Source organism: uncultured Rothia sp. (genome assembly GCF_916715725.1).
Lineage (GTDB): Bacteria > Actinomycetota > Actinomycetes > Actinomycetales > Micrococcaceae > Rothia.
On sequence record NZ_CAKAPD010000013.1, the window covers coordinates 1 to 24,456 of the forward strand.

Annotated in this window: 23 protein-coding genes and 1 rRNA gene; 6 read left to right on the top strand and 18 right to left on the bottom strand. The window is 56.6% G+C overall.

Translation table 11 applies throughout. The features are described from left to right. The 10 genes from QZ822_RS07420 to QZ822_RS07465 form a co-directional block, all read right to left on the bottom strand. A 16S ribosomal RNA gene (locus tag QZ822_RS07420) occupies nucleotides 1-884 on the bottom strand; the annotation flags it as partial. 877 nt (nucleotides 885-1,761) lie between these two features. Next, the gene (gene dnaB, locus QZ822_RS07425; RefSeq protein ID WP_005504033.1) at nucleotides 1,762-3,117 is read right to left on the bottom strand and encodes a replicative DNA helicase; all 1,356 of its coding nucleotides are present in this window, start codon (nucleotides 3,115-3,117) and stop codon (nucleotides 1,762-1,764) included. 105 nt (nucleotides 3,118-3,222) lie between these two features. After that, the gene (locus QZ822_RS07430) at nucleotides 3,223-4,239 is read right to left on the bottom strand and encodes a glycosyltransferase (RefSeq protein WP_294643697.1); all 1,017 of its coding nucleotides are present in this window, start codon (nucleotides 4,237-4,239) and stop codon (nucleotides 3,223-3,225) included. A gap of 324 nt (nucleotides 4,240-4,563) precedes the next feature. Next, complete coding sequence (locus QZ822_RS07435) at nucleotides 4,564-5,370, bottom strand: class I SAM-dependent methyltransferase (RefSeq protein WP_294643699.1); 807 nt, start codon at nucleotides 5,368-5,370, stop codon at nucleotides 4,564-4,566. Nucleotides 5,371-6,014: 644 nt separating this feature from the next. Continuing rightward, entirely contained in the window at nucleotides 6,015-6,320 is a 306-nt protein-coding gene (locus tag QZ822_RS07440; RefSeq protein WP_044142258.1) for a hypothetical protein, read from the bottom strand. Between the two features lie 229 nt (nucleotides 6,321-6,549). Further along, entirely contained in the window at nucleotides 6,550-7,002 is a 453-nt protein-coding gene (rplI, locus tag QZ822_RS07445; RefSeq protein WP_005504050.1) for a 50S ribosomal protein L9, read from the bottom strand. Between the two features lie 20 nt (nucleotides 7,003-7,022). Further along, nucleotides 7,023-7,259 carry a 30S ribosomal protein S18 gene (rpsR, locus tag QZ822_RS07450; protein WP_004005948.1) on the bottom strand — a complete coding sequence of 79 codons (237 nt, stop codon included), beginning with the start codon at nucleotides 7,257-7,259 and terminating at the stop codon, nucleotides 7,023-7,025. A gap of 83 nt (nucleotides 7,260-7,342) precedes the next feature. Beyond that, on the bottom strand, nucleotides 7,343-7,975 hold the full coding sequence (locus QZ822_RS07455; protein WP_005504055.1) for a single-stranded DNA-binding protein: 633 nt from the start codon (nucleotides 7,973-7,975) through the stop codon (nucleotides 7,343-7,345). Nucleotides 7,976-8,070: 95 nt separating this feature from the next. Next, the gene (gene rpsF, locus QZ822_RS07460) at nucleotides 8,071-8,376 is read right to left on the bottom strand and encodes a 30S ribosomal protein S6 (protein WP_005504056.1); all 306 of its coding nucleotides are present in this window, start codon (nucleotides 8,374-8,376) and stop codon (nucleotides 8,071-8,073) included. A 190-nt stretch (nucleotides 8,377-8,566) separates the two neighbouring features. After that, on the bottom strand, nucleotides 8,567-9,991 hold the full coding sequence (locus QZ822_RS07465; protein WP_294643701.1) for a CCA tRNA nucleotidyltransferase: 1,425 nt from the start codon (nucleotides 9,989-9,991) through the stop codon (nucleotides 8,567-8,569). Nucleotides 9,992-10,117: 126 nt separating this feature from the next. Between QZ822_RS07465 and QZ822_RS07470 the strand changes: the two genes are divergently transcribed. The 5 genes from QZ822_RS07470 to trxA all read left to right on the top strand — a co-directional run bounded on the left by QZ822_RS07470 (nucleotide 10,118) and on the right by trxA (nucleotide 15,399). Then, nucleotides 10,118-10,621 carry an NUDIX hydrolase gene (locus QZ822_RS07470; protein WP_005504058.1) on the top strand — a complete coding sequence of 168 codons (504 nt, stop codon included), beginning with the start codon at nucleotides 10,118-10,120 and terminating at the stop codon, nucleotides 10,619-10,621. A 66-nt stretch (nucleotides 10,622-10,687) separates the two neighbouring features. Further along, nucleotides 10,688-12,352, top strand: a complete 1,665-nt coding sequence (murJ, locus tag QZ822_RS07475; RefSeq protein WP_200963540.1) for a murein biosynthesis integral membrane protein MurJ — start codon at nucleotides 10,688-10,690, stop codon at nucleotides 12,350-12,352. A 195-nt stretch (nucleotides 12,353-12,547) separates the two neighbouring features. After that, a complete protein-coding gene (locus QZ822_RS07480) occupies nucleotides 12,548-13,738 on the top strand; it encodes a serine/threonine protein kinase (protein WP_294643705.1) in 1,191 nt (396 codons plus the stop codon). Between the two features lie 245 nt (nucleotides 13,739-13,983). Beyond that, nucleotides 13,984-15,018: a thioredoxin-disulfide reductase gene (trxB, locus tag QZ822_RS07485; protein ID WP_049341938.1), complete on the top strand. Its 1,035-nt coding sequence runs from the start codon at nucleotides 13,984-13,986 to the stop codon at nucleotides 15,016-15,018. Nucleotides 15,019-15,072: 54 nt separating this feature from the next. Beyond that, the gene (trxA, locus tag QZ822_RS07490; RefSeq protein ID WP_294643707.1) at nucleotides 15,073-15,399 is read left to right on the top strand and encodes a thioredoxin; all 327 of its coding nucleotides are present in this window, start codon (nucleotides 15,073-15,075) and stop codon (nucleotides 15,397-15,399) included. A 112-nt stretch (nucleotides 15,400-15,511) separates the two neighbouring features. Here the strand turns inward: trxA and QZ822_RS07495 are convergent, their stop codons facing one another. From QZ822_RS07495 to rpmH, 8 genes are all read right to left on the bottom strand, one after another. Next, the gene (locus tag QZ822_RS07495) at nucleotides 15,512-16,810 is read right to left on the bottom strand and encodes a ParB/RepB/Spo0J family partition protein (protein WP_294643709.1); all 1,299 of its coding nucleotides are present in this window, start codon (nucleotides 16,808-16,810) and stop codon (nucleotides 15,512-15,514) included. Between the two features lie 236 nt (nucleotides 16,811-17,046). After that, nucleotides 17,047-17,889 carry a ParA family protein gene (locus QZ822_RS07500; protein WP_005504078.1) on the bottom strand — a complete coding sequence of 281 codons (843 nt, stop codon included), beginning with the start codon at nucleotides 17,887-17,889 and terminating at the stop codon, nucleotides 17,047-17,049. Between the two features lie 457 nt (nucleotides 17,890-18,346). Further along, nucleotides 18,347-18,976, bottom strand: coding sequence for a 16S rRNA (guanine(527)-N(7))-methyltransferase RsmG (rsmG, locus tag QZ822_RS07505; protein WP_180950409.1), 630 nt, complete (start codon nucleotides 18,974-18,976; stop codon nucleotides 18,347-18,349). Nucleotides 18,977-18,989: 13 nt separating this feature from the next. Further along, nucleotides 18,990-19,556, bottom strand: a complete 567-nt coding sequence (locus tag QZ822_RS07510; RefSeq protein ID WP_294629010.1) for a R3H domain-containing nucleic acid-binding protein — start codon at nucleotides 19,554-19,556, stop codon at nucleotides 18,990-18,992. Between the two features lie 111 nt (nucleotides 19,557-19,667). Continuing rightward, nucleotides 19,668-20,657: a membrane protein insertase YidC gene (gene yidC, locus QZ822_RS07515; RefSeq protein ID WP_294643711.1), complete on the bottom strand. Its 990-nt coding sequence runs from the start codon at nucleotides 20,655-20,657 to the stop codon at nucleotides 19,668-19,670. A 67-nt stretch (nucleotides 20,658-20,724) separates the two neighbouring features. Then, complete coding sequence (gene yidD, locus QZ822_RS07520; RefSeq protein ID WP_294643713.1) at nucleotides 20,725-21,183, bottom strand: membrane protein insertion efficiency factor YidD; 459 nt, start codon at nucleotides 21,181-21,183, stop codon at nucleotides 20,725-20,727. Continuing rightward, nucleotides 21,180-21,557 carry a ribonuclease P protein component gene (gene rnpA, locus QZ822_RS07525; RefSeq protein WP_294643715.1) on the bottom strand — a complete coding sequence of 126 codons (378 nt, stop codon included), beginning with the start codon at nucleotides 21,555-21,557 and terminating at the stop codon, nucleotides 21,180-21,182. The genes yidD and rnpA overlap by 4 nt, the downstream gene beginning before the upstream one ends. 126 nt (nucleotides 21,558-21,683) lie before the next feature. Then, complete coding sequence (gene rpmH / locus QZ822_RS07530) at nucleotides 21,684-21,821, bottom strand: 50S ribosomal protein L34 (protein WP_049332235.1); 138 nt, start codon at nucleotides 21,819-21,821, stop codon at nucleotides 21,684-21,686. 570 nt (nucleotides 21,822-22,391) lie between these two features. On the opposite strand from rpmH, the gene dnaA reads away from it, so the two are divergent. Continuing rightward, nucleotides 22,392-24,098, top strand: a complete 1,707-nt coding sequence (gene dnaA / locus QZ822_RS07535; RefSeq protein ID WP_294643717.1) for a chromosomal replication initiator protein DnaA — start codon at nucleotides 22,392-22,394, stop codon at nucleotides 24,096-24,098. The last annotated feature ends 358 nt before the right edge of the window (nucleotides 24,099-24,456 follow it).

Here is a 24,456-nt window from a genome sequence, read left to right on the forward strand (position 1 = left end):
TGCGGCCGTACTCCCCAGGCGGGGCACTTAATGCGTTAGCTACGGCGCGGAAAACGTGGAATGTCCCCCACACCTAGTGCCCAACGTTTACGGCATGGACTACCAGGGTATCTAATCCTGTTCGCTCCCCATGCTTTCGCTTCTCAGCGTCAGTTACAGCCCAGAGACCTGCCTTCGCCATCGGTGTTCCTCCTGATATCTGCGCATTCCACCGCTACACCAGGAATTCCAGTCTCCCCTACTGCACTCTAGTCTGCCCGTACCCACTGCAATACACGGGGTTAAGCCCCGGCCTTTCACAGCAGACGCGACAAACCGCCTACAAGCTCTTTACGCCCAATAATTCCGGACAACGCTCGCGCCCTACGTATTACCGCGGCTGCTGGCACGTAGTTAGCCGGCGCTTTCTCTGCAGGTACCGTCAATCTCTCTTCTTCCCTGCTAACAGAGGTTTACAACCCGAAGGCCGTCATCCCTCACGCGGCGTCGCTGCATCAGGCTTGCGCCCATTGTGCAATATTCCCCACTGCTGCCTCCCGTAGGAGTCTGGGCCGTGTCTCAGTCCCAGTGTGGCCGGTCACCCTCTCAGGCCGGCTACCCGTCGTCGCCTTGGTGAGCCGTTACCTCACCAACAAGCTGATAGGCCGTGAGCCCATCTATAACCACTACATAACGCTTTCCACCAACACCCCATGCGGAGATTGGTCGTATCCGGTATTAGACCCAGTTTCCCAGGCTTATCCCAGAGTTAAAGGTAGGTTACTCACGTATTACTCACCCGTTCGCCACTAATCCACCTAGCAAGCTAGGCTTCATCGTTCGACTTGCATGTGTTAAGCACGCCGCCAGCGTTCGTCCTGAGCCAGAATCAAACTCTCCGTTGAAAAAATAGAAAAGTTCGATAACCTGATCTCAAACAGCGAATCACACACGGGGGTGCGTGACTCAAGCTGACTTTTTTGAAACCATTTGATGATTATCAAATAAATAAATATTTGGTATTAGTTTCAGTTTCCATCACCATATTTGGTGATTTTATTGAACAAAGCACACTATTGAGTTCTCAAGCAACACACCGATTCAACACCTTGACCCCTTCAATCGAAGGATGTCTTACCGTTGAACGGTCATTCATGTTATTTCGTTGTGTTACCGCGTTCCCGCGGCAACTCAATCAACTATACCAGCGTTTTGTGTGTCGTGCAAATCCGTTTTCCGTGATTCGCACCACAATGTTTCTTTCCTAAACTCTTCCAACATCACCAACTGGCAACCCGAAATTCCTTCAAGCAAGAAACCAAAACACTATACAATTGAAAGCCTGTCAAACCGCTTCTGACTAGGAGAAACACCGAAGAAGCTCTTCGTTTTTTCCTCCTCGCCGCGGCGACTCATACAACTATACAGATGCCCAAACAGCCCTGCAACCCGAAAAAGGGTGAAGTAGCACACAAAAAGGGCCTTGAAAGGGTCTCAAACACCCTCTCAGACACTAAATCGCCTAGTCAGAGTGTTTTAAGGGTAGCAAAAAATCTTCAAAAAACTTCCAAAAAACCTCATAAACGCAGAAGAAACCACTCAAACCCTCACAGAATGCCCTCTAGAGCCCCTCTGCAGCCCCTATTCCCATGCCCTGCGCTTGATTCCTAACCATGCGCCTGGGCGCCCATACCTATAGGTACAAAAAGCCCCTCCCCTTCCGTTCGGCAAGGAATAGAAGAAGAGGGGCACATAGAGCGCTAAAGCATAGTACCGAACTGGTTAGTACTGGGGAGGCGCCTCATTCGCCATATTGTTGAAGCGCGAGTACTTACCGCTAAACGCCAACGGGATAGTACGAGTCGGACCACCACGGTGCTTAGCAATAATCATGTCCGCCTCACCCACGCGTTCACTATCCGGGTTATACATATCCTCACGATGCAGCAGAATCACCATATCCGCATCCTGCTCAATAGAACCCGACTCACGCAGATCCGAAACCATCGGACGCTTATCAGTACGCTGCTCCGAACCACGGTTCAACTGAGACAGCGCAATCACCGGAACATCCAGCTCCTTAGCCAACAGCTTCAGGCTACGAGAGAACTCCGAAACCTCCTGCTGACGCGACTCAACCTTCTTACCCGAACTCATGAGCTGCAGGTAGTCCAGCACCACAAGCTTCAAATCATTACGCTGCTTGAGGCGACGGCACTTCGCGCGAATCTCCATCAGAGTCATATTCGGCGAATCATCAATAAAGAGAGGCGCAGAATCAATACGACCCTGCAGAGTCGCCAGGTTCGTCCAGCCCTCAGTATCCAGGTCACCCTTCTTCAGACGACCCATCGAAATCTTGCCCTCCGCAGAGAGAATACGCATCGCCAACTCAGTACGACTCATCTCCAGCGAGAAAAACACAGTCGTCATCTGATGATGAATAGCCGCAGAACGAGCAATATCAAGAGCCAAAGTCGACTTACCAACACCCGGACGAGCCGCAATAACAATCATCTGGCCACCGTGCAGACCACCGGTCAGCTCATCAAACTCAATAAAGTCAGTCGGCACACCGTACACGCCATCGGGGCGGTTCGAGTTCGCATCAATCTCATTGATGGTCTCCTCCAACGCCTCAGAGAAAGATACATAATCTTCCTTCGCGTTACCATCAGTCACCGCATAAATCTCAGCCTGCGCCTGATCGACCAAAGTATCGACCTCAGTCTCATTGGCGTAACCCAGCTGAGCGATCTTCGTACCCGCCTCAATCAGGCGGCGCATAATCGCGTGCTCCTTAACAATCTCAGCGTAATACTGAGCGTTAGCAGCAGTCGGAACCGACGCAATCAGCGTATGAATATAGGACGCGCCGCCCACACGAGTCAGCTCGCCGCGCTTCTTCAGCTCATCAGCAACCGTAATCGCATCCGCAGGGCTACCGTGACCGTAGAGAGAAAGAATCGCCTCATAAATCGTCTCGTGCGCCGGCTTATAGAAATCAGACGCACGCAGGCTCTCAACCACATCCGCAATAGCGTCCTTCGACAGCAGCATGCCACCGAGCACCGACTGCTCAGCCACATCATCATGGGGCATAGTGCGGGAACCATAATCAATGGCAGTTTCAGACATGCTTATCCTCGCGTTTCAATCCGATATCTACGACGTTCCAGAAACAATTTCTGCAGAACTCCTATGCTAGTTTCTCACGAAGGCACATGCGAAACCCATACACGCCTAACGGGGAGCTCGGAGATAATCCTCAATCTTCTCAACGGCGAGCGCCGCGCCATCCATAGTGCGCATTGCCTCACTCAGCTGCCGCGCCCTAGCGCGCATGCCCTCATCGCTGAGCAGACGGTCCAAAATATCGCGCACATTGCCGCGGCGCACATCATTCTTAGTAAAGCGCAGGGCGTTACCGTAGCGCACGCACTCCTCAATATTCCAGCTCTGCTCCGCCTGCATCGCAATACCGGCAAACGGCACACCCGCCAGGCACGCCGTCTGTACCGTTCCCTCACCGCCGTGCGTTATCGAGGCGTCAATATGACCGGCGAGCAGATGCGCCGGAACAGTCCCGGCGAAATGGATGTTACTGCCCAGCATACTGGTATCCGAGAGCAGCACCCCGCCGCCGACCAGCACATCCACCGGAGCGGCTGACAGTTGCTGTAGCACCTGCACCAAAATATCTGCAGAGCCAGATGAGCCCATTCCCACGTAAATCCGTGGCCGCTCCCTGGGCTCGCGAACAATCTGCGGCAGTTCACCGGGCGCACGGTAATAAATAGGACCCACACTAACATCGGGTTCTACCAAAGAATCCCCACGCAGCTGCGTAAACAGAGAACAGATAAGATTCACATCGGCGCTGAGCATATCCACAGTACGGCGAGGAAGCCTAAGCCCATGCTCACGTGCCACACGGGTAAAAGAAGCCGGCTTATACGACAACACCCGCGCCACCGCCCGCAACCACCCCGGTGCCGCAAGCTCGCCACCTACAGGTTTCTTCGAAAAATACGTCGACGAGTAAGCGTACGGGCGCGCATAGAAAATAGGGACACCCGCAATACGCGCAGACAGCAGCATCGTCAGGTTAGAACCAATCACCACAGCGTCCGCGCTAAAGTCACGAATAGCCTCAAGCTCAGCGTTGACCCGCCGACGCACCATATCGGTCGTGAAAGGATGCCGCACTCCCCTACCCTGATCCAGCGCCATAATCTGCTCCGCCTCAGCATCGCTCATAATTGGCTCGCGAAGATGCACAGGAAGCCCCGCATTTTCCAGCAGTCCCAAGTACTTAGGGGAATACACATGGAACAAGACCGTATGACCTCGCTCCCGAGCCACACGCGCTATCTCAATGCAGCGCGTGGTTTCACCCATATTGAAGCTTTCGGGAGAGAAAAGAATACGGCTCATAACAAACTCCGGTAGGCGCACACGTGACTGAGCCGAATCTGCGACTCATAACCTCACCAGTGTAAAACGGAGCCCCAGTATTCCCTCGGATAGAGAGGAATACTGGGGCTCCGTTTCGCTGTATAAGCTTTGCGGTGTGATTCTGTCTTACTTCTTACGCAGAATCAGACCGATAGCGCCAATATGGTCAGCGTGACGGCGGAACACACCACGCATACCCAGCACACGCTCACGAATCTGCGGCTTACGCGCCAGGTTGAACGCAATCTTCGCAACGCCAGCGGGACCCTCATCAGCCAGCAGACGCTTCGGCTCCAGCAGAGCCATATCGGTCTGGTACACATCCAGCACCTCAAAGCCAGCCTCTTCCGCCAGGGCAGTCCACTCGGCAACAGTCAGCGGGCGGGCATTCACACGGATCGTGCGCGCCAGGTCCTTCTGAATCTCTTCCTTCAGCTCGGGGCGCAGATAATCGGGAACCAGCGACATCTCGTGAATAGCGTAGTAGCCGCCCGGACGCAGCAGACGAGCCGCCTCACGCATAATCTCCAGCTTGTGCTTATCGGTCTGCATGGTCAGCATCGCCTCGCCCACCACGGCGTCGTAGCTTTCCGAGGGCAGACCGGTCTCCTGGGCGCTAGCGTTCACTACACGGTAGTTCGGCTTAGTCGACGCACCAATACGCTCGGACACGATTTCAGCAGCCTTGGGATCAAGATCCACACCGGTGTAGCTCTTGGGGGAACGCTTCACAATCTCCAGGGCGGTAATACCCAGGCCCGGCGCAAACTCCACGACGTCAATGTCGCCACCCAGAGCACGAGCCAGCAGCCAATTGGTGGTCTCGCGGCCGCCGGGGCGCAGAACCTTCTTGCCCAGCTGAGCCAGTAGCCAGTGACCTGCCGCCTTTTCGGCGGGGCGGTCGGTACCGGGAACGGAAGGGGTCTTAGACACGGAAGACAACTCCTCAATACTTGTATTTAATATGCAAAATTTATCTTCCCTAATTCTAGACCCGCCACCCCAAGAAAGGAAATATGACGTTATATAGAAGTGTGGTTGCCCTTTATTACAGCATGCCGCAACACCACTACAGCCACCCTTGCTGCACATCCTAGAGATTAAACAGAAACTGGAGCTGGACCTCTCGGTCCAACCCCAGTCTCATCACACACACATACATACGAAAATCAGAGCCACTTCCGCAAGGAAAGTCCAACTTTCTGATGGCCCTCTCGAACCATCTATATAAAGTATTACGCGTAAACCTTTATTCCCTGTAGGTTAAAGCTGTAAGAAAGCTGGGAATAGATTTTTCTTCAAAATCGGGGTGCAGTACCCCGGATTTCACGCGGAAACTACATGTCGCGTTAAAAGAAGAAAGGCAAGGCGCTTTTGCCTTGCCATCCTTCTTTCGCTAGCGGGCGACCCCACTACACGAAACACACACATTCACATCGCAGTCCTCTCGAACCAACACTTATAGTAAACACCCCCAACCTTATGGGAGGATTGAATTTCGCTGGAAACAAGCTGGGAGAAAACCAACAGAACCCTGAGAGCTTTGATATTGTGCAGTTTGCGGACTCTAAACCGGGCTAATAAGCCGCCATATACAGCCCCAGCAGCACCAACGGGTTAGCCACTACAGAAATAACCGCCAAGCAAATATTAGCCACGCGGTACTGACGGAACTTCACCAGACCCACCAGCGCGCACACCAGCGCAACACTGGATGCAAGGCCGCCAACCACCAGCAAAAGAAGCAGAAGAGCAGTAGCGACATTAGCGTCCGCAAATGGGATAACCGCTAGAGCGCACAGCAGCAAATTGACGCACTCCAACACCACGCCCGTGGACAGAAGCTGCGCGCTAGAAGACAAACGTGAAAAAGATCGAGCCATGTCTACCAGTCTACGGGGTCAATTGGCGTACTTCGCAGTCGCAACCGCTCTAGCCACCAATCCTTCTACTGCCCTACCCCTATTCTCAACCTCTCAAAAACAATGTTTCACGTGAAACATGTACAGGAGCGAATACAACAAACGGGGTGCCCCTCACGAAGAGGGACACCCCGTCCGACACTCAACGCCGCAGCATCAAAGCACCAGCGTCAAATATCTAAAAATCTACTTACGCAGCAGCAACGACGTCCAGGACAACGTTAGCAACAACGTCAGCGTGCAGGCGGACAGTCACCTTGTACTCACCGGTGCGCTTGATAGCGGAACCCAGGTGGATGGTGCGCTTGTCAACGGAGCCAATGCCAGCAGCCTCAATAGCCTCAGCAATAGCCTCAGCCTTGACGGTGCCGAACAGGCGGCCGTCAGCGCCAGCCTTGTGTGCAACGACAACCGGCTTAGCAGCCAGGGACGCAGCAATTGCCTGAGCCTCTTCCAGAGAAGCCTTAGCACGAGCCGCACGAGCGGCGCGGATGGACTCAACCTGCTTCTCGCCACCCTGGGTCCAGGTCACGGCGAAGCCGCGGGGCAGCAGGTAGTTACGTGCGTAACCGTCCTTAACGGTGACAACATCGCCAGCTGCACCGAGGCCGGAAACTTCCTGAGTCAGAATGATCTTAGCCATGTTACTGTCTCTCCTTCTCTTTAGCGGCCAGCGCCGGAGTAGGGCAGCAGTGCAACTTCGCGGGCGTTCTTAATAGCCTGAGCGATCTTGCGCTGCTCCTGAACGGTCACGCCAGTCACGCGGCGAGCGCGGATCTTGCCGCGGTCGGAGATGAACTTGCGCAGAAGTGCGACGTCCTTGTAGTCGATAACGGTGACGTCAGCAGCCTTGAGGGGGTTCTGCTTGGGTTTGGGCTTACGGATTTCAGCCTTAGCCATCGTGGTGCTCCTTAGAGTTGGGAGCCCGCGGCGGATAACCGCGGGATGGATTGATAAATTACTATTCGGAAAACGAAACCGGCTTAGAACGGAGGTTCGTCGTCGGCGCCGCTACCCCAGTCATAGTTACCACCAGACTGAGAACTCCACGGATCAGCAGCAGGAGCTGCGGGGGCCGCCGGAGCAGCCGGAGCGGAGTAGCCAGACTGGCCAGAGTAACCATTACCCTGAGCAGCAGCAAAATTGTTCTGCTGAGGAGCGGAGAAACCGCCCTGAGCAGCAGCGTTGTACCCAGCGCCACCGCCAAAGCCACCCTGCGCACCGCCACCGAAGTTATTACCTCCGGCAGAACGCTGTGCGCGAGTCACCTGAGCAGTAGCAAAACGCAGAGTCGGGCCGATCTCCTCGACCTCAAGCTCAAACGAAGTACGACGCTCGCCTTCCTTGGTCTCGTACGAGCGAGACTTCAGACGGCCCTGCGCGATAACCTGAGTACCCTTCTTCAGAGTCTCTGCAACATTCTCAGCGTAACCACGCCACACCGACGCACGCAGGAACAGGGTCTCCCCATCCTCCCACTGGTTCGTCTGGCGGTTAAAAGTACGCGGAGTCGATGCGATCGTGAAATTAGCAACCGCCGCACCCGCAGGGGTGTAACGAAGCTCCGGATCGCCAGTCAGATTACCAATAACGGTAATAACGGTATCGCCTGCCATTTGATGCCTCCTCGATAAGAGTTACAAGTATGTTGAATCCAGTACAGCGCAACCCCCTGACATTTTTAGGGGGTCAGCCGACCGGAAAGAAACAACTACTTGCTGGAGATCTTCTGATCCTCCGGGCGGATGATCTTGGTACGCATGACGGACTCGTTCAGGTTCAGAACACGATCGAGCTCAGCTGCGGTCTCAGGGGTAGAGGTGAAGTTCACCACTGCGTAGATACCCTCAGACTTCTTCTGGATCTCGTATGCCAGGCGACGACGGCCCCAGATGTCGACGTTGTCGACGGAACCACCCTCGTTGGTCACGATCTCGAGGAACTTGGACAGCGACGGCTCAACCGCACGGTCCTCAACCTCGGGGCTGAGGATAACCATCAGTTCATATGCACGCATGATTAAACCCCTCCTTTGGGCTAAACGGCTATGGGATTTCCATAGCAGGAGATTCATTGTGCTCTACACGTGAAGCACACCGGGTGGGGAACACGCATAGATTTCTTAACAATACACGAGAAAAAGCAGATAGAACAGTACCGCACCGCGTGACCTCAACCATGCGATGCGGTACCGAAAACCGCAGAAGCTACACCTCCCGACGCTGCTCCCACCACTGCACCAGACGAGCCTTCGCCTCCTCCTCAGGAAGCGAACCCTCATCCAGACGCAAATTCAACAAGAACTTATACGCCTCACCCACCACCGGGCCCGGCGCAATACCAAGAATCTGCATAATCTGACCGCCATCCAGATCCGGACGGATCGAATCCAGCTCCTCCTGAGCAGCCAACTCAGCAATACGACGCTCCAAATCGTCATACGCCTCAGCCAGCGAGCGCGACAAGCGACGATTACGAGTCGTCACATCGGAGCGGGAAACCCGGTGCAGGCGCTCCAGCTGATCCCCCGCATCACGCACGTAGCGGCGCACCGCAGAATCAGTCCAACCCGACTCACGGTAACCATAGAACCGCATATGCAGCTCCACCAGACGAGCCACAGCCTTAATCGTGTCATTATCAAAACGCAGCGCACGCATACGCTTCTTCACCATCTTCGCGCCCACCACCTCATGGTGCAGGAACGAGACAGAGCCGTCCTTCTCAAACTTACGAGTCTTCGGCTTACCAATATCGTGCATCAACGCCGCAAAACGCAGAATAAAATCAGGAGCCGGACACGGACCATCCTCGTCCGTCTCCTTCTCCATCGCCTGCTCCATCACCTTCAACGAATGCGCATACACATCCTTATGGTGATGCGCCGGATCCATCTCCATACGCAACGCAGGAAGCTCCGGCAACACATAATCCGCCAGACCCGTATCCACCAGCAGGTTCAAACCCACCCGCGGATAATCTGCCTCAATCAGCTTCACCAGCTCATCACGCACACGCTCAGCCGAAATAATCTCAATACGGCCAGCCATCTCACGCATCGCCTCGAAAACCTCCGGGGCAACCTCAAGATTAAAACGCGCAGCAAAACGAGCCGCACGCATCATACGCAGCGGATCCTCAGAAAAAGACTCCTCCGGCGAGCGCGGAGTACGCAAAACACCCGCACGCAAATCCTCAACGCCACCAAACAAGTCAACAACCTCACCACTAGGCAAAGCCGCCGCCATCGCATTAATCGTGAAATCACGACGCACCAAATCAGCGCTCAAATCCGTGCCGAACTCAACCGTCGGCTTACGCGAATCCGAAACATACACCTCAGCACGGTACGTGGTCACCTCATACACCACGCCATTCTTACGCGCACTAATCGTGCCGTACTCCTTACCGATATCCCACGTATGCTCACCCCACCCACGCAGAATCTGCTCGCTCTGCTCCGGAGTAGCATCCGTCGTCAAATCAAAATCAGTGAAATGGCCGCCATCATCCAGCAGATTGTCGCGGACAATACCGCCCACCAAGTACAGCTCAAAACCCGCCGCACGGTACAGTTCTCCCAGCTCGGCGGCATCCGGGTACTTCGACACAACATCAATAATCAGCGACATAATCCTTTAATCGTGCCAGAAAAACCACCCACGCGCCCACCCCACACCCACAACACCCCACCAAAGACAGCTATCTCACCCCAAAGCGAGGCACAAAAACCTCAGCCTATCGGTTAAGGTAGAACCATGAGCATTCCCGTACCCCGCGCCCCCAAAACGCGCTTCACCGCGCCCGCGCGAGCGGTACCCGCCCCCGAAGAAGTCTCCGCAGGCGGGCTCATCATCGACTTCGACCGACCCGAACAGCTACCCGTAGCCATCATCGCCCGCATCAACCGCAACGGACAACGCGAATGGTGCCTACCCAAAGGCCACATCGAACACGGCGAAACCACCGTCGAAGCCGCACAACGCGAAATCAGCGAAGAAACCGGAATCACCGGCTACCCCGTAGCCTCCCTCGGCACCATCGCCTACTGGTTCACCTCCAACGGCACGCGCATCCACAAAACCGTGCACCACTACCTCTTCGCAGCAACCGGCGGCGAACTGAGCATCGACAACGACCCCGACCACGAAGCAATCGACGTCGCATGGGTCCCCCTCGAAGAGCTCCCCACCCGCCTCTCATTCGCCAACGAACAACACATCGCCCGCAGTGCGCGCGAATACATCACCACCCAGCTCTAAACACCCGTTAAATAGAGCCCCAAAAACTAAAAGAAGCAATCACCCGCCGAAACAGGAGAGACATACGTGGCACGTAACGACGCCCGCTCAAGCGCAATCATGGCAGCAGGCACCCTCGTCTCGCGCATCCTCGGATTCGTCAAGACCATCCTGCTCACCGTAGCCATCGGCTCACTCTCAACCGTCGGCGACGTCTTCGAAACCGCCAACACCCTACCCAACCTCATCTACGTCCTCGTAGCAGGCGGAGTGTTCAACGCAGTCCTCGTACCGCAAATCATCAAGGCAGCCAAAGCACAAGACGGCGGCGCACGATATATCTCCAAACTCGTCACCCTCACCGTCACCGCAATCGGCCTCATCACCCTTATCACCGTCGCCTGCGCCTGGCCCATCATCAGCATCATGGGCTCAGGATGGAGTCCCGAACAACGACAGCTCGGCTTCATCTTCGCCCTCTGGTGCCTACCCCAAATCTTCTTCTACGGCCTCTACACCGTCATCGGACAGGTCCTCAACGCCAAAGACGCATTCGGCGCCTATATGTGGTCGCCCGTACTCAACAACGTCATCACCATCCTGTCGCTGATCCTGTTCATCTTCCTCTTCGGCGCACAAACCCCCAACCCCAACCCGATTCACACCGTAGACAACTGGACCAACGCACAAACCCTCGTGCTCGCCGGTTCCTCCACCTTCGGCGTCATCATGCAGGCACTCGTCCTGTTCATCCCCCTACGCAAACTCGGCCTGCGCCTCAAGCCCGACTTCGCATGGCGAGGCATCGGCCTGCGCGCAGCCTCCAAGCTCGCCGCCTGGACCCTCGCCTCCGGCATCATCTCCAACCTCGCATTCCTCTACATGACCAAGGTCGCCGCAGGCATCGTCGGTCAGCGCGAACACTACGCCGCCCTCGGCATCCAAATCCCCGGCCTGCAGGCACTCAACTACGCCTCCATGCTGTACATGCTCCCGCACGGTGTCATCGGCATCTCCATCGCCACCGTGCTCTTCAACCGCATGAGCGCCTCCGCCATCGCCGACGACAGCGACAGCGTCATCTACGCACTCTCCCACGGCCTGCGCAACGCAGCCGTAGCCACCGTCTTCTGCATGGTCGCACTCATGGTACTCGCAGGCCCCGTCGCCGTACTCTTCAGCGGCGGCGACCCCATCGCAGCAACCATCATCGCCAAGCTCATCGTCATCACCGCGCTCGGCACCCCCACCCTCACCATCAACTACCTCTACAGCCGCGTACTCTACGCCCGCGAAGACGCACGCACCCCCTTCCGAATCCAGGTGTACTCCGCCATCATCATGGTCATCATGAGCTTCGCAGCATCCCTGCTCGACGCCCAGTACACCGTGTACATGCTCGCGTTCATCTACCCGGTGCACAATATCCTGATCCTGTTCATCAGCCACCACATGGTCCGCCGCCGCCTCGGCTACTACGGCCAGCGCGGCATCGTCAGCACCTACGCCCGCACCACCCTCGCATCCCTCTTCGCCGGCGGAATCGCTGCCATTGCACTCTGGCTGCTCGGCGGCTACCAGCTCGACGGATTCGCCTGGGCATCTAAGCTCACCGCAATCATCACCCTCGCCGTATGCGGCACCGTCATGGGACTGGCATACCTCGCCGGTATACAAATCTTCCGCGTCAAGGAAGCCAACGCACTACTGGCACCCCTCACCTCCAAACTTGAGCGTTTTGCCCGCCGCTAAAGCAGCACACAACGCCCAACCCGGGTAGCTGCCCGTGCACCCACCGCACCCCACACCGGGCCCGCAGAGGACACAGGCAGCCACCCGGACGCCACAAACTATCACTCAGCCCCAGCATCCTTCAATGCCGGGTAGAATCTAATAGTCAGGGCCCGCCACACGGCAGGCACTATGAAACCACCTCGGGAGAACACGTTGTCGCAACAGATTCCGGTCGGATCGGTCCTCGGAGGCCGCTACGAGATCACCGCACACATCATCATTACGGCAGAATCCGACATGGTGCTTGAAGGCACCGACCAGATTCTCAACCGTAAGGTCTCGGTCGTCGTCGCATCGCCCAGCCGCAGCGCACTGCTGGAAGCAAACTCCCGCGCGCTCGCAACCAACGCACGCGGCAACATCCAGATCCTCGACCTGGGCATCACCCCCGAAGGCAGCCGCTACCTCGTCACCTCCCACACCCGCCCCGACACCCTGCTGGACACCCTGCTGGTCGAAAACCACGCACTCTCCAACGCAGAAGACGCGCTGGGCACCGAAATCTTCGGCGACTCCGAAAGCGGCAGCTCCCCCAACACCTACGAGAAGGTCTCCACCTCCACCGCCAACCAGGAGAGCATCACCGCCGCCAAGAACTGGAATGCATCCGACGGCACCGCCGTCACCGCGTACTCCGAACCCACCAGCATCTACGAAGATGACGAAGACGAAGAAGACGGCAGCCGCGGCACCTGGGCCGTCGCCCTGGCAGCAGTCCTGCTGCTCGTCATCGTCGCAGGCGGTATCCTCACCTCCCTGGGCGCAATCGGCTCCAACCAGGCAGCCGCACCGCACACCCCCAAGTCCTCTATGTCCGCCTCCGAATCGGCTGCGGCAAACGCCAGCGCATCGGCATCCCCGACCGCTAAGGCATCGAACGCACCGGCGAAGATCGCGTCCGTGGCTCGCTTCGTGCCCTCGAACCCCACGTTCATGAACGACATGGACACCCTCATCCCGAACCTGACCGACGGTAACGCCAACACCGCATGGATCAGCTACGGCTTCGGCACCGCCAACTACGCCGGCACCATCAAGGAATTCGGCCTGGCACTGAAGTTGCAGACCCCCACCGTCGTCTCCAAGCTGACCATCCAGCAGAACACCGGCACCGGCGGCTCCTTCACCGTCTACACCAACAGCTCTGCATCCCTGGACGGTGCGGTTGAGGTCGGCAAGGGCACCTTCGAAGGCAAGGATGCAGTCGTCACCCTGGACACCTCCAAGCAGAGCGCAGAAAAGGGCGCCTACGTGATCATCGTGGTCAACGAGCTGCCCCGCCTCTCCCTGCCGATTGGAACGTGGAATTACGGTCTGCGCATCAACGAAATCAAGGTGGACTAATCAACCCATAACGCGACGCCGACAGTGCGCTCGCACCCCAGACATAAGGGCGGGGCTTCTGAACTCAACGGTTCAGAAGCCCCGCCCTTTTGATGTCTATTTATGACTCTTTATGGCAGGGTAGCTACTCAAAGATTCACAGTGGGCGGAGTATCTAGATAAGGGTCCCCAAAAAATGGAATAATCGAGGATAAAGCCCTGTTATAGGGGCAGAACGAAAGACCTACAACGGAAAGATATATCCGATGACTGAGAATCTGGGAGGCCTCTTCGGAGGCTCCGCCCTGGGCAACCTGAACCTCGCGTCCGCACCCGCCACCAAAGCCGCACCGGCTGCCGAGGTTGAGGCCGACGCAACCGTCCACAACGTCATTATTGTGGGCTCCGGTCCCGCCGGCTACACCGCCGCAATCTACGCGGCACGCGCCGAGCTGAAGCCCGTCCTCTTCGCCAGCTCCCTGGCACCCGGAGGCTCCCTCATGAACACCACCGAGGTGGAGAACTTCCCCGGCTTCATTCAGGGCATCCAGGGCCCCGAGCTGATGGAAAACATCGGCCAGCAGGCTGAGCGTTTCGGTACGGACATCCGCTACCAGGACGTAGAAAAGGTCGAACTCACCGGCGACGTGAAGAAGGTCTACACCGCAGACGGCGCCGTTCACCTGGCGAAGACCGTCATCATGACCACCGGTTCTCAGGTCCGTAAGCTCAACATCGAGGGCGAAGACCGACTCTCCGGTTACGGCGTATCCTGGTGCGCAACCTGCGATGGCTTCTTCTTCAAGGACAAGGAAATTGCAGTGGTCGGCGGTGGCGACTCCGCACTGGAGGAGGCACTGTTCCTGACGACCTTCGCATCCAAGGTGTACCTGGTGCACCGCCGCGACTCTTTCCGTGCTTCGGAAATCATGCAGACCCGCGTGTTCAACAACCCGAAGATTGAGGTTGTATGGGATTCGGCTGTCACCGCCGTTCACGGCGAGAGCAACCTCGAGTCGATCACCCTGACCAACACCAAGGACGGTTCTGAGCGTCAGCTGGCTGTTCAGGGCCTGTTCATCGCTATTGGCTCCGATCCTCGCGTGGAACTGGTACGTGACCAGCTGGAGATTACCGAGAACCACACCATCGCGGTTCAGGGTCGTTCTTCGAAGACTTCCGTTCCCGGCGTTTTCGCTGCCGGCGACGTGATTGACCCGACCTACCGCCAGGCAATTATTGCCGCTGGTTCCGGTGCTGTTGCCGCTCTGGACGCGCAGCACTACCTCGAAAACCTCTAAAACTATTCGTATTATTCACAGGGGAATCCACCCCGTGTCAGAAAGGAGCACTCCGTGAGCAGTGCACAGCAGGCAACTGATGCCACTTTTGACGAACTGGTTCTGAAGAACGACAAGCCCGTTATCGTGGACTTCTGGGCTGAATGGTGCGGCCCCTGCCGCATGGTTGGTCCCGTGATTGACGAGATCGCTGGCGAGTACGCAGGCCAGGTCGACGTGATCAAGGTGGATGTTGAGGCAAATGGCGATACCGCCATGAAGTACGGCATTACCTCTATTCCCGCCATCTACCTTTTCAAGGGTGGCGAGGTCGTCAAGAAGACCGTAGGCGCTAAGACGAAGCCCGCTCTGCTGGCCGAGTTCTCCGAGCACCTGGGCTAATCTTTCGAGCAGCTAGAGAAAAACCCTCGGTGATGTTTCACGTGAAACATTACCGAGGGTTTTTTGTATATACAACTGATTTCAGTTGCTAAATATTGTTTTACGCGAAAATTTAGCCCGAGAAATCAGAATCCAAAACGCGGATGATACGGTTCAGATCCTCAACATTTGCAAATTCGATGGTCATCTTACCCTTGCGAGCACCCAGCGAAATCTTCACCGAAGTATCGAGCTTGTCAGCAAAAGCCTCCGCAATATAGTCCAGGCGCTCACGGTGCTTCTGAGGCTGAGGAGCCTTACGCTCCTTCACCTCCGTGGCGCCGGATGCGTGGTTCACCAACTCCTCGGTTGCACGAACCGACAGGCCCTCATTCACAATCTTCTGTGCGAGAGTCTCAATCTGCGCCTGATCAGTCAAAGCCAGCAGAGCACGAGCGTGGCCTGCCGAGAGAATACCCGCCGCAACGCGACGCTGGACCAGAGCCGGCAACTTCAGCAGACGAATCGTGTTCGAAATCTGGGGGCGAGAACGACCAATGCGCTTAGCCAGCTGCTCCTGAGTAGTATCGAACTCCTCCATGAGCTGCTGGTATGCCGCTGCCTCTTCAATGGGGTTCAGCTGACTACGGTGCAGGTTCTCCAACAGGGCATCACGGAGCAGATCGCCGTCTTCAGTCTCACGAACGATCGCGGGGATGGTGCTCAGACCAGCCGCCTGGGTCGCACGCCAGCGGCGCTCACCCATCACCAGCTCATACTTTTCGGCACCGTTTTCGCGCGAGGGACGCACAACGATCGGCTGCAGAACGCCAATCTCACGCACCGAGTGGATGAGCTCCTCCATGTCCTGCTCATCAAAATCGGTTCGGGGCTGCTTACGGTTCGGGTGGATATCGCGAACATTCAACTCGGCAAACTGGGCACCGGGAACCGGAACCAGGCCGTTCTGTTCTTCAGATGCAGACTGCGGGGTGGAGACATCTTCACCAAAGAAAAAGTCCACCGGGCGGCGAGTCAGAGTGGTGTTGCGCAGAGCCGCACCCATATCCACGCGGGACTTCTTCTTCGATGTTTCACGTGAAACATCCTGCGAGGAGGCGGGGGCTTCCACCTTTTCCTCTACCTTCTCAGCGGGAGCAGGCTTTTCCTGAGCGGGTGCAGAGTCAGCAGGCTTAGCTTCTACAGCCTCGGTCTTAGTGCTCTTGCGGTGCTTCTCGGGCTTGGCCTCGTGAGCCATTTCGAAGAGACCGTCAGTTATCGGCTCTTCAATCGGAGCAGAGATCTTCTTGGGTGCAGTCTTTGCTGCAGCAGTATTTTCGGTCGCCTTCGCCTCAGCATTACCAGAATTCTTCGTACTCTGAGGGATCAGTGCCCCCAGGCCACGACCCAAGCCGCGTCGCTTTTCAGCCATCGTTACTCCTTAGGACTCCCGGACGAGCCCGCTCATTTTTTCTTCTTCATCTAGTGTAAACGAAATAAGCACTCGAGAGCAGGAGTGGAAACTGTGCGGCACACAATCCGCATTATTTTCAAAAATTAATGTTTTGAGGCTGTTTTTGAGGATTTTACCCAGAAAATACCGCACAAAATGAGCCCTTTTGAATCATCAAAAGACAATTCAAAAGGGCTCATTTCAAAAGATTTAGATTATGCAGATCGGCGTGAGAGTTCCTGTGCCGCCTCACGGTAGGCGCGAGCGCCGGTCGACGACGAGTCGTAGGTGATGACGGTCTGCTGGTAGCTGGGGGCCTCAGAGATACGCACCGAGCGAGGAATCTTCACACCCAGGGTCTCCTCCGGGAAGTGCTCACGCACCTCCTCCGCCACCTGGAACGCCAGGTTGGTGCGGGCATCGTACATGGTCAGCAGAATCGTGCTGATGCGCAGCTTAGAGTTCAGATGCTTCTGAATCATCTGAATATTCTTCAGCAGCTGACTCAGACCTTCCAGTGCATAGTACTCGCACTGAATCGGAATCAGGATCTCTTCTGCCGCGACGAAAGCGTTGACGGTCAGCAGGCCGAGGCTCGGCGGGCAGTCAATGAAAACGTAATCCAGGCGTTCCATGCCCTGCTTCTCGCGCCACTCGGTGTAGTCCATCAGCGCGTTCTTGAGGCGGGTCTCGCGAGCCACCAGGGAGACCAGTTCGATCTCCGCGCCCGCAAGGTCGATATTGGCGGGGGCGCAGAACAGGCCGGGCATATCGGGGCATTCCTGAACAATTTCAGAAAGCGGCTTATCCTCAATCAGGACGTTGTAGACACTGGGAACATCCACGCCATGCTCAATGCCCAGCGCGGTCGAGGCGTTACCCTGCGGATCGTTATCGATGACCAGGACATTGAGTCCAGCCTCCGCGAGCGCAGCGGCGAGGTTCACGGCGGTGCTGGTTTTACCCACGCCGCCCTTCTGGTTCGACACGGTGAAGACACGCGTATGCACAGGCTTGGGGAGCAAATCTGCAACAGATTTCTGAGCTTGAGGAGTCATCGGGTGCCTTCCATATTCCGGGTGGTGTGTCTACGGTGATGCTTCTTCTGGTGCCTCGCCTGGCGTGATGTTCTGAAATATTCACATGCGAGGAGGGTCTACTTCCCCGCTCCCCTGCCGCTACCTATTCCCGGCATGTTTCACGTGAAACATACTCCGTAAGGTGCTGAAGCCTGCAATGTTTCACGTGAAACATTGGTGATGCCTGCCTGGTCTCTGAAGGACTCGGCGCCCTCACTGAACTATCAGGCTTTGATGCAGAAGAGTCTAAGGTTTCAATCCTTCCTTAAGGGTACCCGGCATCAGGTCAATACTCCACGCGAGAGGTCATTCTATGTACTCTGCGGATACACACACTCAACATGCCCATCAAACCTGCGCACAAAAAATGGGCGGTACCGCACAAGCCAGCATATTCACTAGCTCATTGCGGTACCGCCCATTTGAGACGAAACCTTTAGAGACGAACTCGAACCACCGTCGTCGGCTCCTCCAGCAGATCGCCGCCGGCAGTGAGAATCTCAGTCTCACGCGCACCGTAGCGGTTCAGCTTCTTCTTCGCCTTAGTGATTTCCTCAGCGGCGCTACGACCCTTCAGAGCCAGCAGCTCGCCGGTGCCGCGCAGAATCGGCAGGGTGATGTCCAGCAGGCCCACCAGTGCGGACACAGCACGCGCAGTCACCACATCAGCCTCAACAGTGCCCACAGCCTGCTCAGCACGCGAACGCAGCACAGTCACGTTCTCCAGACCCAGATCCTCGACAACCTCATTCAGCCAGATGACACGGCGTTCCAGAGGCTCAATCAGAGTCAGCTTCAAATCCGGGCGAGCAATCGCCAGGCACAGGCCGGGCAGGCCCGCACCCGAACCAACATCAGCCACCGAAGCGTTCGGAGCAATGTACTCCTGCACCACGGCACAGTTCAGCACGTGGCGAGCCCACAGGCGCGGCACCTCACGCGGACCAATCAGACCGCGCTCAATACCGGTCGTCGCCAGGTGCTGCACGTAGCGTTCCGCCAGGGGCAGACGCTCACCGAACACAGCCTCCGCAGCGGCGCGCTCACTCTCACTGAGAGTAACCATTGAAGTTTCCATACTAGGCTCCTACCTCGGGAAGAGAAATCACCACGTGACGGCGAGGGCCCTCACCCTCAGACTCACTGTACAGACCAGCGGCAGCGACCACATCGTGCACGACCTTACGCTCGTACGGGCTCAGCGGCTTCAGGTGCTCATCACGACCGGTAGCACGCACCTTCTCAATCGCGTCAGCAGCGATCTTCTCCAGCTGCTCACGACGCTCAGCACGGTAACCGGCAACATCCAGAATCAGGCGGGAACGGGTGCCGTTACCAGCCAGGACGGAGAGACGCACCAGCTCCTGCAGTGCCTCCAGAACCTCGCCGTGGCGGCCGACCAGGTGGCGCAGTTCCTCATTGTCATCGTCGTCGTTGAAGACCGAAAGGTAGATGCGGTTATTGCGCACCTCAATATCAATATCGCCGTCCATATCGACAATATCGAGGAGCTCCTCGAGGTAATCAGCGGCGATATCGCCTTCCTCGTCGATGTCCTCAAAATCGTCTTCTTCGCCCTCAAGGGGCTCCTCTACCAGCTGCTCCTCAACGAGCTGCTCGTCCTCATATTCCATAGCTTCAGTCACAATAATCCTCAGGGTGTTCGGAGGGGTGTCCTAGGGGTAAAAAGTATCTCATACACGGCGCCGGGCCCGCGCCACACGTGGCGAGAACCCGGCCCGAATCACGGAAGAAAACTACTTCTTTCCGTTCTGCTTATTGCGTTGCTGCTTCTGGCGCTTCTTACCAACCGGCTGCTGACGCTGACCCGCAGCGGCACGCTCACGAGCCTCCTGCAGATCCTTCTCGTGTTGCTCGCGGGTCTTACCAATCGGAGGCAGGCCCTTCGCCGCACGGCGAGCATTCAGCTCACGCTCCGCCTGAGAACCGGGGGTCGGGTTATTGCGGATAACCCACCACTGCTGACCCAGCGACCAGAGGTTCGACACGGTCCAGTAGTACATAACACCCAGCGGGAAGTTAATACCGGAAACAGCGAAGATGATCGGGAAGATGTACATGATCATCTGCTGCTGACGGAACATCGGGGAGTTCAGAGCCGCCTCCGACATGTTCTTCACGCTCAGCTGCTTCTGAATGTAGAACTGGGTCGCACTCATCAGAACAATCATGATGACCGCCTGAACAACGGTCGCGGTGGTGTCACCGGCGCCCGGGTGCAGCATGGTCGCGAACAGCTGAGCACCAAAAATCTGCGAGTCATTGAACTGGTGCACCAGATCAGCCGGCAGCATGAGCACGCTCTCGTTGCTCTGCGCCGCGGTGGGAACGCCCATCAGCACCTGGTACAGACCGAAGAAAATCGGCATCTGAGCCAGAATCGGCAGGCAGGACGCGAAGGGGTTCGTACCGTGCTTACGGTACATTTCCATCTGCTCCTGAGCCATCGCCTGGCGGGAGAGCTGGTCCTTCTTGCCCTTGTACTTCTCCTGCAGCTTCGCCATATCGCCCTGCATCGCGGTCATACCGCGCATAGCCTTAATCTGCTTGACGAACAGCGGAATGGTCAGGGTACGCATCACCAGAGTCAGGAAGATAATGCACAGAACCCAGGTCATACCGGACGCCGGGTCCATACCCAGCGAGGTGAAAAGAGTGTGGAACAGCCACAGGACCACGGAGACGATCCATTTAAACGGCCAAAGAATCAAATCAAAAATATTCACGCGGGAATACTCCTTAAGGACTCGGCTAAGTCATTGTGTGGGAGGCGCCGCCTACTCAGGGCGGGCGTCACCACCGGTGTGAGGGGGTGTAAAGATGGGGGTGGTTGAGCAGAATAATTTTCGGTTCTGCTCCGGGAGCGAAAGTACGCTTCCCCTCCGGGACTGGGTCGATACCTCCGGTCGCCCAGGGAACACACCGCAGGATGCGGCGCACCGTCAGGGAAAGCCCACCCATCGCACCGTGGGTGGTCAGCGCCTCCAGCGCGTAGGCTGAGCAGGTCGGGTAGTAGCGGCACACATCCCCGTAGAGGGGGGACACGACCTTGCGGTAGGCCTTCATGCACGCAATCAGCAGGTTCTGCGGTAGAACGTAGAGCGCCTGCAGGAAAGTTTCGGGCCTGACGAATTCGTTAGGCGCGAGCGCCAGCAGCTCGTCGGGGCCAAGAGTCTCAGCCGAGGCGCTGTAGGTGCCGCTGTGATGCGCGTGGAAGCGTTCTTCACGGTGGGAACAGCGAGAGTGACTCACGATGTCCCCTCGTCGCTCGGGACATTCTGCGGTCGGTTGACCTTAGCGAACGCGGTCTCGAGCGCCGATTCGTAGTCGCGGCGCAGCTGATCCCAGCTGGCGTTCGCGGAGGCGGGAAGCGCTCGCACAGCGATGGCGTAGCCTTCCGGATGCGCGGCGCAGGTGAGCGCGGCAAGCTCACGCAACCGGCGCTTCACCAGATTGCGTGTGACTGCGTTGCCCACCGCCTTCGACACAATGAAACCTACCTGGGTTGTTTTTCCAGGATTTTTCGCCGTAGATACAACGATGTTCCGACGTCCTGTACGGATGCCGGAACGGAAGGCGTGGGAGAATTCTGCGCTGGTGCGCATACGGTGCCGTTGAGGCAGCACGTGTTCCCCTTTACGTAGTGTGGGAGATTCGGCTCGTGTGCTGAGCTGACCTCCGCGTGTATTTCACGCTTAATGATAGTTCGCCCGCCGATGCGTGTGCATCGGCGGGCGAACTATATGCCGTGATTAGGCCGAGAGCTTTGCGCGGCCCTTACCGCGGCGGTTCGACAGAATCGCGCGGCCTGCACGGGTACGCATACGCAGACGGAAGCCGTGCTTCTTAGCGCGACGGCGGTTGTTCGGCTGGAAAGTACGCTTGCTCATACTTTGTCTCCTTGATTTTTGCGGTTCGTGCCCTCATGGGGTATCAGAACCGTACGCTTCTTGGTGCACGGAGGTACCGCGACTATTCGCAGTAGGCGGTGCACACACAACAGCACAACTTTAGAAGAGTGGAGGGCGTAAATCAAGTTCTTGGGGCGTTTTTCCGCGTGATTCCAGGCTCGTTTGCGCCGTGGAGGTGGTGATTGCGGTGCATTTATGGGCTGTGGAGAAGCCCCTGATACAGAGGCTACAAACCTGGGGATATTTACAGTGGCACGATATCCACCGCGGTGCACAACAGTCTCTTACACTTGCCCACAGGAGAGTTATCCACAACCCAGTATTCCTGAGACGTTCCGCAGAATATCAAGGAAGAACCCCCGCTATGCACTTAAATCCACTGCTTATCCACTTCTGTAATTACAAGTTTTCCACCGTGTGGAAAACTCTTGTGGATAACTTTCTTCACCCGTGCATTAACCGGGTAGAATCTTAATGACCTCGCGGTGGTTTCCGGCATTATTTCTTTACTGCGCCACCGCTTCACATCGAGTGAAAGTAAAGAATTTCATGACCGAGTCTCTTCAGGCGCGCTGGGCGCATCTGCTCTCCATTCTTGCCGCCGATCCGGCGGTGACGGCACGTCAGCGTGGTTTCGTGAATCTTGCGCAGCCTCAGGGACTGATGGGTTCTTCTCGCCTCATTATTGAGGTGCCGAATAAGCTCACTCGTGCGGTCTTTGAGGAGCAGATTAGCGCCTCGTTCCGTGCGGCTCTGCACGAGGCTTTTGGCCCGTCGACCACCGCGCTTTTCGATGTGAATGAGTCGATGATTCCGGTTGAACCTGCAAGTCAGGACGTTTTCCAGGGTGAGCGTGAGGTGCACGTTGAGCAGGCTCCTACTGCCGCTCCGACTGTTCCCGCGCATCCCGAGGTACCCACCGGCTCGCGTGCTTTTGAGTATTACACGGAGCCGCATCCGAGCCCTGATCACTACGAGGTGCCCGCCGATGAGCAGGTCACCCGCCCCTCCCTGCAGGCTTTGGAGGCGGAGCGTGCCGGCTTCCCTTCCGCTCAGCAGCCGGCTCCCGTGACGACTCCGACGGCTCCTGCCGCAGGTGTGCCTCGCGAATACCCGGCGCCGGCTTTCGTGCCGGATGCCCCGGCGGTACCGGAGTCTCAACAGGTGCATCCGCACGAAGACCCGGAAAACGCCCCGACTTGGGATAGCTCTGCCCGACTGAACCCGAACTACACCTTCGACACCTTCGTGATTGGTCAGTCCAACCGTTTTGCGCACGCGAGTGCTTTCGCGGTGGCGGAGCAGCCCGGCATTGTCTACAACCCGCTCTTCATCTACGGTGGTTCGGGTCTGGGTAAGACCCACCTACTGCACGCGATCGGTCACTACACCAAGTACCTGTACCCTAATCTGCGCGTGCGTTACGTGAATTCTGAGGAGTTCACGAACGATTTCATTAACTCGATTCGCGATGATGAGGGTTCGTCGTTCAAGCAGATTTACCGCAATGTTGACGTTCTGCTGATTGACGATATCCAGTTCTTGGCGGGTAAAGAGGCGACGATGGAGGAGTTCTTCCATACCTTCAACGCCCTGTACAACCACCAGAAGCAGATCGTGATTACCTCTGATTTGCCGCCGAAGCAGCTGACCGGTTTCGCTGAGCGTATGCGTTCGCGTTTCGGTTCGGGCCTGAACGTGGATGTGCAGCCTCCGGAGCTGGAGACCCGTATCGCGATTCTGCGGAAGAAGGCTCAGAACGAAATTTTGCCGGTACGCGATGACGTCATGGAGTACATTGCTTCCCATGTCACGGCCAATATTCGCGAGTTGGAGGGTGCTCTGATTCGTGCGAGCGCTGCCGCCTCGATGAAGAAGCCGCCGGAGCCCATTACCCTGGCTGAGGCTGAGACTTATCTGAAGGATTTGCTCTCTGATACCGGTGGTGCGGAGATTACGTCGGCGCTGGTTTTGGCGACGGTGGCGAAATATTTTGATGTGTCCATTGAGGATATGCAGTCGAAGTCTCGCACCCGTACGCTCACGAATGCGCGCCAGGTGGCAATGTATCTTCTGCGTGAGCTGACCGAGATGTCTCTGCCGCGTATTGGCAACGATCTGGGTGGCCGCGACCATACGACGGTGATGCACGCGGTGCGTAAGGTGAGCGCGCAGATGGCGGAGCGTCAGACGATTTTCAATCAGGTGACTGAGCTGACGAATTTGATCCGCCAGGAGCAGCGCGCCGCCTGCTAGATGCGCTTTTATCCCTGTCCCGTAGCTTATTTTGTGCCTCGACTAGGTGTTTTATAGGCTTCGGGGCAGGGTCTTCACGCTGGATTCAAGGGTTTTAGCGACTCAAAAAGCTAGATTTTTGGGGTGTGGATAAGCTGTGCTTTAACTCATGCGTTTTTGTGGACGTTAAGTGCATGAATATTCAAAAGGTGTGGAATCGAGGAAATGCATAAATATCCATACACAATGCATCCTCAGGACTAAGTGGTTTCTTCCACTTAATGTCCACAGGCTACTTCCGCGTCATTGCAGGCAAGGAAGGGGTTTTCCACCGTTTCCACAAGCGTTAACAATACTACTGTACTTAAAGAAAAAATCC

Bases quoted from the DNA above. Each gene is read 5' to 3' on its own strand.
- rpsF (WP_005504056.1), bottom strand. From the start codon at position 8,376: ATGCGTGCATATGAACTGATGGTTATCCTCAGCCCCGAGGTTGAGGAC.
- QZ822_RS07495 (WP_294643709.1), bottom strand. From the start codon at position 16,810: ATGGCTGAAAAGCGACGCGGCTTGGGTCGTGGCCTGGGGGCACTGATC.
- QZ822_RS07470 (WP_005504058.1), top strand. From the start codon at position 10,118: ATGAGCATTCCCGTACCCCGCGCCCCCAAAACGCGCTTCACCGCGCCC.
- trxB (WP_049341938.1), top strand. From the start codon at position 13,984: ATGACTGAGAATCTGGGAGGCCTCTTCGGAGGCTCCGCCCTGGGCAAC.
- rpmH (WP_049332235.1), bottom strand. From the start codon at position 21,821: ATGAGCAAGCGTACTTTCCAGCCGAACAACCGCCGTCGCGCTAAGAAG.
- rplI (WP_005504050.1), bottom strand. From the start codon at position 7,002: ATGGCTAAGATCATTCTGACTCAGGAAGTTTCCGGCCTCGGTGCAGCT.
- dnaA (WP_294643717.1), top strand. From the start codon at position 22,392: ATGACCGAGTCTCTTCAGGCGCGCTGGGCGCATCTGCTCTCCATTCTT.
- QZ822_RS07455 (WP_005504055.1), bottom strand. From the start codon at position 7,975: ATGGCAGGCGATACCGTTATTACCGTTATTGGTAATCTGACTGGCGAT.
- rsmG (WP_180950409.1), bottom strand. From the start codon at position 18,976: ATGGTTACTCTCAGTGAGAGTGAGCGCGCCGCTGCGGAGGCTGTGTTC.
- dnaB (WP_005504033.1), bottom strand. From the start codon at position 3,117: ATGTCTGAAACTGCCATTGATTATGGTTCCCGCACTATGCCCCATGAT.
- QZ822_RS07465 (WP_294643701.1), bottom strand. From the start codon at position 9,991: ATGTCGCTGATTATTGATGTTGTGTCGAAGTACCCGGATGCCGCCGAG.
- rpsR (WP_004005948.1), bottom strand. From the start codon at position 7,259: ATGGCTAAGGCTGAAATCCGTAAGCCCAAACCCAAGCAGAACCCCCTC.
- QZ822_RS07440 (WP_044142258.1), bottom strand. From the start codon at position 6,320: ATGGCTCGATCTTTTTCACGTTTGTCTTCTAGCGCGCAGCTTCTGTCC.
- QZ822_RS07430 (WP_294643697.1), bottom strand. From the start codon at position 4,239: ATGAGCGATGCTGAGGCGGAGCAGATTATGGCGCTGGATCAGGGTAGG.
- QZ822_RS07500 (WP_005504078.1), bottom strand. From the start codon at position 17,889: ATGACTCCTCAAGCTCAGAAATCTGTTGCAGATTTGCTCCCCAAGCCT.